Consider the following 11365-nt stretch of genomic DNA (forward strand, 5'->3'; position numbering starts at 1 on the left):
AAGGCCCAAAGCTACTCAAGACCGAGGATCGAAAACAGGTACTCAGCTTGTTATTTAACCTTTGGCAGAGCCTCAGTGAGACCGGTAGGTTCTCCGCGGTGACCTCGATGGAGACGCAGGGCCTCGTGTCGATGACGGACGAGGCGCAGTTGCGCTGGATGGCGCTGGGAGATACCACCCGGCGGCCGGCCGTGGTCATGCTCCATGGCGGTCCGGGTCTGCCGGACTACCTGGGCGATGTAGCCGCCATGGTCGCGGACCTTGCGCCCGTGTACCGGTACGACCAGCGCGGCACGGGCCGGTCGCCATGGCGGGGGCGCCATTCCCTCGCCCGGCACGTCGACGATCTCGCTGAGCTGCTCGACGCATGGAACGTGTCCAAGGCCGTGCTGATTGGACACTCCTACGGTACTAACCTGGCGAGCCGGTTCTGCCTGGCGCACTCTGACCGGGTTGCCGCGATGCTGTTGATGTGCGGGCCGTTCGTCGGTGATTGGCGCTCCGGGGACCGAGCGGAGCGTGATCGCCGTATGTCCGCAGCACAGCAGGAGCGGCTCCACGCTTTGGAGGAGTTGCCGGACCGCACGGAGGAACAGGAAGTCGAGCTGCTCACGCTGGCCTGGTTCACCGACCACGCCGATCCTGAACGCGGGTGGCACTGGGCCGCGCAGGGCGCCCGGCGGCGTCGCCCCGTCAACTGGACTATGAATGGTGAACTTGGCAGGGAAGGACGCGCGGACCCGCTCGATGCGCATCTGGCCGAGCTGCGCGCGTGCCTGCCCGCGCGAACGGAGTTCCTCGGTGGGGCTGACGATCCCCGCCCTGTGACAGCTCTTGAATCACTTGCGCTCCGGCTCGATCTTCCACTGACGCGGATCGAAGGCGCTGGGCACGAGCCCTGGCTGGAGCAGCCTGACACTGTGCGTGCGCATCTTCGGCGATTCGTGCAAGGCGCGATGGGCGCATAGGGTTTCGGCCGGTTTGCTGGCTGACGTCATCCCCAGCTGTCGGCACCGCGGAGGGTCCGGTGTCGAAATGGGCCTCGAACTAGGCCGCTCACCTGGGTGTTCGCCGGACAGTGGGGCGGCCTTCGTCTGATCATGTGCTCCGACCAAGGTGCACTGATCAAGACGAAGGCCGCAGAGGTGAGCTTGCTGCACGACGATGCCCGGCGGGACGCGTTCGACTTCACGTCACACTTCCGGGAGGACTTCTATGCGTGCCTCACCGCACGCGGTGACACCCTGTTCGAGATCACGGACGCGATGCTGTGTGAGAACGGGCCGGTGACCTCGCCGGTCGATCTGACGCTGCTGGCCGAGCAACGGCGTGGGCACGGCGCGTTGTACGACGCGCTGAACTGCGGGCGTATCGATGTGGCCGGGCTGCGTCGCGCGCTGGCGGTGCTGCCGCAGCCCAAGGCCGCCGACAACCGGCTGGTCCTCGCGGTCGACGTGAGCAACTGGCTGCGTCCCGACGCGCCGACGAGCCCGGACCGTCTGTTCTGCCACGTCTACGGACGCTCGGGACGGTCCAGCGACCAGTTCATTCCCGGCTGGCCGTACTCGTTCGTCGCCGCGCTGGAGACCGGCCGCACGTCGTGGTGCCAGCTGCTGGACGCCGTCCGGCTCGGGCTCGACGACGATGTCGCCGAGGTCACAGCGGCCCAGGTCCGCCGCGTCGTCACCGACGTGATCGGCCAAGGCCAGTGGGAAGAAGGAGACCCGGACATCCTGGTCGTCTTCGACGCCGGCTACGACGCCCCGCGCATGGCCTACCTCCTCGACGGCCTGCCCGTCGAGGTGCTGGGACGGATGCGTGCGGACCGAGTGATGCGACGGCCGACGCCCTCGCTCAGAACCCATCTTTGAACCTAAATCATGGACAGGGTTTGAGATGGTCCGTTGTCCACGGCGAAAACGGGGTCGGATCCCCCAAAGTGCGGGACCCGAGACCATACATGCGCTCAATTCCGGCAAATACACGCAGGCGCGGTCCTGGCCTTCGCCACAGTGAGGCTGGGGCCGACGGAGGCCTCGTCCGACCCGGCGACGCCACAGGAGGGACGACCGTCGGCCGTCACTCGGTGTGCAGGACGCGGGCGATGGTCTGCCGGGCCGCCGCACGAGCCGGCAGCACCGCACCCAGCGCGGCGATAGCCACCCCGGCCAGCACCAGCAAGGTCATCACCCCTGGGCGCCACACGTCCAGCATCCATGCCGGGAAGGTGAGTTGGGCCGCGTGCTCGGTTATCGGGATCACCACGTGGTACGCCGCGACGCCGAACGGCAGTCCCAGGATCCCGCCGACCAGCCCGAGTCCGGCCATGGACACCACCATCATCACCGTGACCTGGCGTGGCGTCATGCCGATGGACTTGAGCATCCCGAGGTCGCGTCGGCGCTCCCTTGCGTTGAGTACGACGGTGTTGAACACGCCCATCGCTGCGACCAGTGTCAGCATCAGGGTCAGTGCGGAGGCGGAGCTGATGACGGTCACGGCGTCCGCGTTCAGCATGGTGTTTTTTGTCGGGTAGAGCCCCGGGTCGGCGGCTTGTACGGCCTTCGTGTAGGCGTTGAAGTCGGCGCCGCGGGTGAGGTGCACCCAGTACTGGTTGGCCTGCGCGTCCGGTGCCAAAGCGGTCACCGTCGACCAGTCCACGCGCATCCAGTCCTCCGGGCCGGCCAGGATCTCCCCGACGAGGGTCACGCGCTCCTGGCGGTCGTCCGCCGCGGTCAGGGTGAAGGAGTCGCCGAGTCGTAGCCCCTGTTTGGCGAGGAATCTGCCGGAGGCCACCACTTCGCCGGGTCTGCTCATCCAGCGGCCCCGCGCCAGGCTGTCCGGGAGAGTAGACCGTCCCCCGCGCACGCCCTCGATCGCCACTCCTTCGCTCCGGCCGAGGATCCGTACGTTGATGAAGCCCACTGCGGCCACATCTGCGACATCCGGCAGAGAGCGCAGGAGATTCTGCGTTGCGGCGTCGTTGTGGTGCGGGGCGGTCTGATCGAACCTGGGCTGTCCTCGCCAGACGGTCGACTGAGCCTTGCCGTAGTCCTGTTCCGCGTGGCCGTAGGAGACCATGGTGGCCGACAGACCGGTGGCGAAGGTCACCGTCGCCACGCCTAGCAGGACCGAGGCGATGGTGAGCAGCGCCCGTCCGGGCCGGGCGAAGGGCAGGCCCAGGCCGAGGGTCACCGAGCGCGGCAGCCGGACCCCGCTCAGCCACTGCTGTACGGCTGGTCGCCGTCCACCGTGCGGTGCGCTGCCCGCGCTGATGGCGCGTGCCGCAGAGAGCCGGTGTGCGCGCAGGGCCGGGATCAGCGCGGCCAGCAGTACCGTAGGGGGCATGCCGAGTGCGGCGGTCGCGTACGCCCAGGAGTTAATCGTCGGGTGCACGGTCGCGGTGCCGAGCTTTGCGCCCTGGAAGACCTGGTGCAGCAGCGACGGCGCGACCACCCCGCCCAGGGCCGTGCCGGCCAGCGCGCCCGCCGTGGCGGGGACGCAGACCATCACCAGGTAGACCGCGACGACCTGATTGGGCGTGAAGCCCAGGGACTTGAGCACACCGATGTGTCTGAAGCCGGAGACGACGGCGCCGCTGACCACGTTGCCCACGATCAGGAAGGCCACCAGCAGGCCGAGGATCCCGAAGGCCAAGAGGAACGGCACGAAGGCGTTGGGGTTGGCCGCGACCTGCGCCTTCAAGGTCAGGTACGACTGATGCGCCACCAGCGATCCGGACGGCAGGCCGGCACTCACCGCCGAAGTGTCCTCACTGATCTGACGGGCTGTCGCGGCCCGGTCGAACCGGTAGAGCATTTGGTACGCCGTGGGGTGCAGGGCCGTGATCTGCTGCGGGGAGACCCATGCCTGCGCGGTGCCGCTCACGCTGGAGGCGAGGCCCACCACGGTCAGAGGCCGCTGCCCGGGCAACTGGATCCGTTTGCCGATGGGTGAGTGCGGCCCGTTGCCCATTCCCGGCGCGTCCGGCAACGCCAGCACGATCTGGCCGGGGCCGGTGGCCCAGTGCCCGGCGAAGAGGTCCAGTCGGTCGACGTCGCCACCGGGGTCCGCCCGCCCTACCACCGTCAGGGGGCCGGGCGCCATCCCGGGCATCTCGGCCGCCGCGCTTTCCGGCATGTCGATCACGGCTTGCCGGAACGGCCCGGCCGAGGCCCGTACGCCCGGACGTTCCGCAGTCCGCCCCAGCTCTGCGCCGGAGACCTTCGTCGCGTCGAACGTGGCGACGACGTGCGCGCCGTGCGCCTGACCGAAGATCCGGTCGAAGGGACCGGACGCGACGTCGAGCAGGCCGAGGGCGACCACCAGGGCCGTGCTGGAGACCAGGACCACCGCCGCGATCACGGAGGTCTGGAGCCGGCGGCGGCGCACTGCCGCGCGGGAGGCCCGCCACACCGCGCTCATGCCGACCGCTCCAGGGTCCGCTCGCCGGTGATCCGGCCGTCCGCCATCATCACCAGGCGGCCGGCGCAGCGGGTGGCCAGCGTCTGGTCGTGCGTCACCAGCAGCAGGGTCTGACCGAGTTCGTTGAGGTCGATGAGCAGGTCCATCACCTGCTCGCCCGCGTGGCTGTCCAGCGCGCCGGTGGGTTCGTCCGCGAGCAGCAGCGCGGGGCGGTTCATCAGCGCGCGGGCCACCGCCGCGCGCTGGCGCTCGCCGCCGCTCAGCGCGGCGGGGTAGACGTTCTGGCGGTCGGCGATGCCGAGTTCGTCCAGGAGTTCCAGTGCCCGGCGCCGGGCCTGACGGGTGGGCGTTCCGGTGAGCTGGGCGGCCAGGGCGACGTTGTCGATCGTGGGCAGGTCGTCGATGAGGTTGAAGAACTGGAAGATCATGCCGATCCGGCGGCGCCGGAAGAGAGCCAAACCGGTCTCGTTCATCGCGCCCAGGTCCTCGCCGTGCACGTGCACCCGGCCGGCGGTCGGCCGGTCAAGGCCGGCGATCATGTTGAGCAGAGTGGACTTACCGCAGCCGGACGGCCCCATCACCGCGACCGCCTCTCCTGCGCCAATCTCCAGCGACACCCCGTTCAGGGCGACGGTGTCGCCGTACTCCTTGCGCAGGCCGCTCACCCGGACGATGCTCTGCTCGTGCACTGCCGCCGGACCGGCCTCCGCAGTCGTGCCGCTGATGTCTTCGGTGGTCATGACAGGGACGGTAGGCGGCGTGGGCAGCCCCATGCGTCAGCCCCCGGAGGTATCCCGCGGCGGCGGTCATCCTGGCGATGTACGGGGTGGCCCCGGAGAGGGACGCCCGCTCCTCGGCCGACTGGCACGATGGACGACGTGTGGAGATCGGAGACGGGCTGGCTGCTCATCGCCCTGGCGACCGTGAGCCTGGCGGTGACCGGGGCCACCGCCCTGCTGCTGGCGCGCGCTCGCCGCCGCTACCGCAAGGTCCTGGAGGACCGGCGCTGGCTGCTGGAACGCGAGCGGGAGGCCGCCGCCCGCACGGCGGTGGCCGCCGAACGTGCCCGCATCGCCCGGGAGTTGCACGACATCGTCAGCCACAAGGTCAGCCTGATGGTCGTACAGGCGACCGCCGCCCGCGAGATACTCGACACCCTGCCGGACGCGGCGGAGACCGCGCTGCAGGCCGTCGAGGGTGCCGGACGCGACGCGATGACCGAACTGCGGCACCTGCTGGGCCTGTTGGCACCGTCGCCCAACGGCGACGACCGGAGCGAACGCGACGGCGAGGGCGACCCCTCCGCACTCGCCCCCCAGCCGAGCCTGAGTCAACTGGGCATCCTGGTCGACCGGATCGCCTTCGCCGGCCTCCCGGTCGAGGTGCGCATCTCCGGGGAACCACGCACGTTGCCGCCCGGCATCGACGTCACCGCCTACCGGATCGTGCAGGAGGCGCTGACCAACGCGCTCAAGTACGGCGACGGCGGCACGGCGACCGTGATGGTGCGCTATGCGGACCACAGTCTGCGCGTCGAGGTGCTCAACAGCGGGCCGAGCGTGCTGTCCGCCGGCCCCGCGAGCACCGGAGCCCGATCCGGTGGCCACCAGCGCCGGAACGACGGAGCGGGACACGGCCTGATCGGTCTGCGCGAGCGGGTCGCCGTCTACGGAGGCCACTTCGACGCCCGGCGCCGCCTCGGTGGCGGGTACCGTGTCCGCGCCCGCATCCCTCTGGAGCGCCCGTGACCCAGTCAGCCGCCGACCGCCGCGTCCCCCACGCCCCGAACCGGATCCCGAACACCCAGGAGCCGGGAGCGAACCCGAGCGGGGAAACCGTCGTCCCGCGCGTCCTCATCGCCGACGACGAGGAGCTCATCCGAACCGGCTTCCGCCTCATTCTCACCTCGCGCGGCATCGAAGTCACCGGCGAGGCCGCAGATGGCGTGCAGGCCATCGCGGAAGCCGAACGGCTACGCCCGGACGTACTCCTGATGGACATCCGGATGCCCCACCTGGACGGGCTGCAAGCCGCCAAGCGCGTCCTGCGGCTGCTCCCGCACTGCCGGGTCCTCATGCTTACCACGTTCGACCTCGACCGCTACGTCTACGCGGCGCTCGCCGCCGGGGCGAGCGGCTTCCTGCTCAAGGACGTCACCGCCGCCCACCTCGCCGCAGCCGTGCGACTCGTGAACACGGGCGACGCGCTGCTCGCCCCCTCGATCACCCGCCGTCTGGTCGAACGCTACGCGACCACCCACGAGGCCGACCAGGCTGGCCCAGCGCGCCACCCCGCCACTGCGCCGACCACGGCCCGCACTGCCTCGATCCACCGCGACCTGGCCGCGCTGACCCCTCGTGAACGCGAGGTGCTGGCCCTGATGGGCCGGGGTCTGTCGAACACCGAACTCGCCGAAGCCCTTACCCTCAGCGAGGCCACCGTGAAGACCCACGTGGCCAGGATCTTCGCCAAGCTCGCCCTGCGCGACCGCGCCCAGGCCGTCGTCCTCGCTTACGAGACGGGCTTGGTCACCCCCGGCAGCTCCACCGCCGAATGACACCCCTTCCCCAGCACGCAGCATCGACGCCCGCCAGTCCTCTTCTCACACCTGATCTGCTCCAAGAACAACTGAGTCGAGAAGGAACGCCGGCCAGGTCCGCGCCCTGGCGGGGCCGGACCATGACGAGCCCGAAACGTGCGAAGAGGATGACGCGGAGTCCATCCGCAGTCTACTGCGTGATTCATTCCCGTGGCAGTTCCTCACCCGGGGGCACTGCTCGCCGAGTTTCGGCGAACATCGACTCGATCGGAGAGTCCGGGCCACACCGTCACATCAGGGTGGTGTTGGCCGCCCTCGCGCGGTGATCGGAGCGAGTGGACCCAGGTCAGGGCTGTGGTGGCGTGGGGATTCGACTGCGGATGGGCAGGGCAACGCCGGTGGCGCCTTGGCGCAGGGCGTCGTTTTCGAAAGTGAGCTGCCGGATGGGGCCCTCGACCTCTACATGTCCCGGCGCTGAGACTGCGGCAGCCTCGTGCTGATCGACGACTCCAATCCGATGCGGGTGGAACGCCAGCTGCCGACTGGTGAGTTGTCCTGTCCGTCATGCGGCCTGCAGGGCAGCCTGCGGGCGGGGAAGCGAGGCGTTGGGATGGACTGCCTGCCGGGTGAGGCGACGAGTCATAAGCGTTATCGCGGCAAGGGTGAGCATCGCTTCGGAGTGCTCGGGCCGTGTCTCGTAGTCCCGAACGTTCCGACGTGCGTGCAACAACCACGCCAGCGACCTCTCCACTACCCAACGCCTCGGCAGGACTACGAATCCCTTCGCGTCCTTGGGCCTGCTCACCGTCTTGATCGTCAGGTGGAGGAAGGACTTGGCCCAGTCGACGAGCGTGCCGGCGTAGGCCAGGTCGGCCCAGACGATGGTGATTTCGGGGTGCATCAGCCGCAGGCGGAAGAGGACTTCGCGTGCCGCGGCACTGTCGTGCACGTCGGCCGGGGTGACCATCACGAACAGCGGCAGGCCCTTGGTGTCCACGACAATATGTCGCTTCCTGCCCTTATCTTGAGCTGGCCCGACTTGCAGCCTGCTGACCTGGGGCGATGTGTGGTGGACGGTGTCCTCAACGCTCCCGTCAGCAGGGCCCGATGACAGCGGAAGATTTGTTTCTCGGCGTGTCGCGGTGCCGGTGGGGGAGGTCGGCGGTGCGTCGTTCCCCGAGCGCGAGGGCGAGTGCCTCGCGCAACTCCCTGTTCTCGGTTTCCAGTTGCTGGTTGCGCTTGGTGGCCGCCTCCAGGCGCCGCAGCAAGGAGGTGTCGGAGGCCCGTTGCCGATCAGGAACCTGCCGGGTTGCGGGAACTCGATGCCGGGCCCGGAGGCGTTCGATCTCGGCTCTCAGGTCCGGCTGGTTATAGAGCCAGGACCGGGAGACGCCCGCTTCGCGGGCGACGGTCTCGAAGGTGATCGTGGTGCCGGTGGCATCCATGCGGCGCAGGGCGGAGACCGCCCGTCGGCGGGTCGCCGTGGACCGGCGACGGGCCGCGGCGACGATCAGGTGAGAGTTGTCAGCCGGCATCCGCGGCCTCCTGGCCATCGCCGTCTTCGAGCTCGCCGATCATGCGGTCGAGATTGTCGGCGACCTGCTGGTTCATCTCGGCGACGCGGGCATGACCGCAGCTCTTCGCGTTGTCGATCAACGTCAGGGTTCGGTGGTGTTGCTCGCGCAGTTCGGGCAGGAACTCGGTCCCTGTCAGGAAGACTGGGCAGGTCAGGCAGGCATTGGCATGCGGGCAGGACTTCTGAACAGGCAGTCCGCAGTAGCCGTTGGCCAGGGTCTGGGTCGCGATGCCGTAGCGGGTCTTGGCCCACTGGGCCTGACCGAGCGCCCCGTCGGCGTCGAGCGCGACGTGCTCGCCCTTGATGTTGACCTTCATCGCCGCTTCCCAGCGGCGCCGGACGGTCTGGTCAGTGATCCGCGCATAGTGGGCGGTCATCCTGGACGATTCGTGGTCGAGGAGAACGCGTACGACTTCCTGCGGGACGTCACGGTTGATCAGCCGGCAAGCGAACGTGTGCCGCCACTGATGGGGCGTCAAGCGGACGGGCCGGCCGTGTTCGTCACGGATGTCGCAGGTCGCCAGCCAGCGGCGGAGCATCTGCCGGTAGCTGCCATCGGACATCCGCAGCCGCCCCGAGGCGTTCGCATGTGGTCGGGGGAAGAGCACGCCGGTGCCCTGGGGCCAGCGTTGCAGGACGCGCTGCTGGTGGTCGCGGATGGCCTGTTCGAGCTCCTCGTCGATCGGAACGGCTGCCTCACGCTTCATCTTGGTATTGAAATACCGCAGGTAGGGGGCGCCTTGGCTGTCTTGGAGGAGGCAGTCGAAGTCCAGGCAGATGACGCTGGAGATCCGCAGACCGCCGCGGATGAGGATGAGCGTGATCAGGCGGCCGGACGGGTTGTCCCAGCGGTCCAGGTTCTCCTCGGATTCGACCTGGGCCATGACGTGCTCGGCCAGCCGCCGGGAGACCGTGGTGGCCGGTTCCGGCGGGATGTCGCCGGGATGGAACGCGGCGGTGCCCGGCAGCAAGTCGTCCCAGCGGTGTTGCCGGATGGCCTGGAAGAACAGGTTCAGGCTGCTGATCCGGCCCTTCTTCAGCCCGTGGCCGCCCGGTTGGGAGGCGACATGGGCGAGGTGACGCTCCAGCAGCGGACGGTCGATGTCGGCAAGACGGTCGACGCCGACGTGCTCTTGGGTAGTCGCTGGTGCCCCGGGCCTGCCACCAGCGGCGGATCGAGGCCACCGCGAACGCGGAGGTGTCGTGGTCCACGCCCACGTTCACCCAGCCGGTGTTGGCGGTGATGTCGTAGACGCCGTAGGGAATGGCAACCTCGGCATCGGGGCCGACCGAGAAGAAGCTGTGGTCCTCGACCTGCACCGGGTCGCCGACCGGGCGCCACTGTCGGCCCGGGTTCGGCAACTGGCCCAGCACTTCCTTCTTCTTCGCGTCCACGCTGATCACCGGCTGCCCGTCCGCCTGGTGCTGCTTGACCTGCTCGTTGATGTAGCGGAACTGTGCTTCGCGATCTGGGTGCTGCGTACCCTCCAGCGTCTTGACGTTGGCCTGCAAGCTGAAGCCCTGTTCGCGCAGCAGCCGGCCCACCGTCGGCGCGGACACCGGATGACCCTGCGCGGTCAGCTCCTCAGCCAGGGTCCGCAGCGACTTGGTCGTCCACCGCAGCGGCGACATCGGATCACCGCGCTCGTCAGGCTCGACCAGTGCCAACAGCGCGGGCAGAACCTTCGGATCCACGTCCTCCACGGTCTTGCGCCCACCGCCAGGCCGACGGACCCGTCCGTCAGGCAGCGGATCCTCACCGGCTTCCAGCTCGAACACCCCAGCCCGGACGGTCGTCTCGGACGCTCCGGCAGCTTGCGCCACCGCCCGTAGCCCGCCGTGCCCCAGCAGCCGTGCTTCCTGCCCCATCAGCAACCGCCGCTGGCGTTCGTTCAGATGCGGGAACAGCACCTTGAACCGTAAGGCGAGCTGCCTGCGGACCTCGCTCGATATGCGCATACAAGATCAACGAGCCCGGTGGGCAAGGGCGACACCTTGATTCTTTACGGCTTCCAGTGGTTGGCCTTCTCGACCACGCCCTTGCAGTTGCCGCGGCGCGGCGGGCAGATGTCCACGCCGACTCCGTAGTACTTCGCGACCGCCGCGAAGGATGCGGTGACCTGGCCGCTGGACGGGTAGCAGACCGTTGCCATCCGGTCGAAGCGCCACCGCCTGGCGGTGCCGCCCAGCTTGCGCACCACTGCGTCGAGGGCCTGGACCAGGTGCGGGAAGTCTTCCGACTCCGCCAGCACCGCGCGCCACCGGCCCGAGTGTGCGAGCGCCCCGACCAGCAGATGGGCGTGCTCACCCACGCCCCACCCGTCGGGCGCGTCCGGCAACTCCAGCCAGTCGAACTGGATTTCCTCACCCGGCGGATGCGCGATCACCGCGACGTTGCGGCCCGTCGCCGCGTGACACGGCTCGCAGTGCGGCCGGGCCTGATACCGGCGAAGAGCACGGGTGAACGTCGAGTACCCGCCTTCATAGCCCAGGCCGGTGACCTCGTCGAACAGCGTCGACGCCCACAGATGCGGATCATCGGCCAGCCGCTGCCTGCAGTACTCCAAGTACGGCACGAACGCGTGCGGGCTCTGACGTCGCTGCCCAGGGACCTGTTCGCCGTTCAGATAGGCACGGATCGTCTTGCGGTCTCGGCCCAGATGCCGAGCGATCGCTGAGATCGTCCAGCCCTGCCGACGCAGAGCATGAGCGTCCACGTCTTCCTCCTGCGTGAGCATTCAGGCCCCCGAACAGGCCGTACTTCATGCGCACGCAGGCTCTCCCGTCGAACACCCGCACACTCCGACACACCGAGCAAGATCACA

At 68.9% G+C, this 11365-nt stretch carries 8 protein-coding genes and 3 pseudogenes; 4 read left to right on the forward strand and 7 right to left on the reverse strand.

Features of this window, described 5'->3' with window-relative positions; translation table 11 throughout:
- Both AQI95_RS43545 and AQI95_RS43550 read left to right on the forward strand, forming a co-directional pair.
- The coding region (locus tag AQI95_RS43545) for an alpha/beta fold hydrolase (RefSeq protein ID WP_244189108.1) at nucleotides 1–968 on the forward strand (968 nt) is incomplete at its 5' end.
- Between the two features lie 132 nt (nucleotides 969–1100).
- Nucleotides 1101–1865: pseudogene (locus tag AQI95_RS43550) on the forward strand (transposase); the annotation flags it as partial.
- Nucleotides 1866–2079: 214 nt separating this feature from the next.
- Here the strand turns inward: AQI95_RS43550 and AQI95_RS43555 are convergent.
- Nucleotides 2080–4425, reverse strand: coding sequence for an ABC transporter permease (locus AQI95_RS43555; protein ID WP_067136992.1), 2346 nt, complete (start codon nucleotides 4423–4425; stop codon nucleotides 2080–2082).
- Nucleotides 4422–5165, reverse strand: a complete 744-nt coding sequence (locus AQI95_RS43560; RefSeq protein ID WP_067136994.1) for an ABC transporter ATP-binding protein — start codon at nucleotides 5163–5165, stop codon at nucleotides 4422–4424. The genes AQI95_RS43555 and AQI95_RS43560 overlap by 4 nt, the downstream gene beginning before the upstream one ends.
- A 129-nt stretch (nucleotides 5166–5294) precedes the next feature.
- On the opposite strand from AQI95_RS43560, the gene AQI95_RS43565 reads away from it, so the two are divergent.
- A complete protein-coding gene (locus tag AQI95_RS43565) occupies nucleotides 5295–6173 on the forward strand; it encodes a sensor histidine kinase (protein ID WP_067136996.1) in 879 nt (292 codons plus the stop codon).
- Between the two features lie 44 nt (nucleotides 6174–6217).
- On the forward strand, nucleotides 6218–6982 hold the full coding sequence (locus AQI95_RS43570) for a response regulator transcription factor (RefSeq protein WP_067137017.1): 765 nt from the start codon (nucleotides 6218–6220) through the stop codon (nucleotides 6980–6982).
- Nucleotides 6983–7526: 544 nt separating this feature from the next.
- Here AQI95_RS43570 and AQI95_RS43575 read toward each other — a convergent pair.
- From AQI95_RS43575 to AQI95_RS43595, 5 genes and pseudogenes are all read right to left on the reverse strand, one after another.
- A pseudogene (locus tag AQI95_RS43575) lies at nucleotides 7527–7982 on the reverse strand (transposase); the annotation flags it as partial.
- Between the two features lie 76 nt (nucleotides 7983–8058).
- On the reverse strand, nucleotides 8059–8517 hold the full coding sequence (locus AQI95_RS43580) for a DUF6262 family protein (RefSeq protein ID WP_341849510.1): 459 nt from the start codon (nucleotides 8515–8517) through the stop codon (nucleotides 8059–8061).
- Nucleotides 8489–9511: a tyrosine-type recombinase/integrase gene (locus AQI95_RS43585; protein ID WP_244189109.1), complete on the reverse strand. Its 1023-nt coding sequence runs from the start codon at nucleotides 9509–9511 to the stop codon at nucleotides 8489–8491. The genes AQI95_RS43580 and AQI95_RS43585 overlap by 29 nt, the downstream gene beginning before the upstream one ends.
- Before the next feature lie 151 nt (nucleotides 9512–9662).
- A pseudogene (locus AQI95_RS46130) lies at nucleotides 9663–10499 on the reverse strand (ISAzo13 family transposase); the annotation flags it as partial.
- Between the two features lie 44 nt (nucleotides 10500–10543).
- Nucleotides 10544–11257, reverse strand: coding sequence for a transcriptional regulator (locus AQI95_RS43595; protein WP_244189110.1), 714 nt, complete (start codon nucleotides 11255–11257; stop codon nucleotides 10544–10546).
- Nucleotides 11258–11365 lie beyond the last annotated feature (108 nt).

Origin of the sequence: Streptomyces yokosukanensis, from assembly GCF_001514035.1 — a bacterium.
GTDB classification, from domain to species: domain Bacteria; phylum Actinomycetota; class Actinomycetes; order Streptomycetales; family Streptomycetaceae; genus Streptomyces; species Streptomyces yokosukanensis.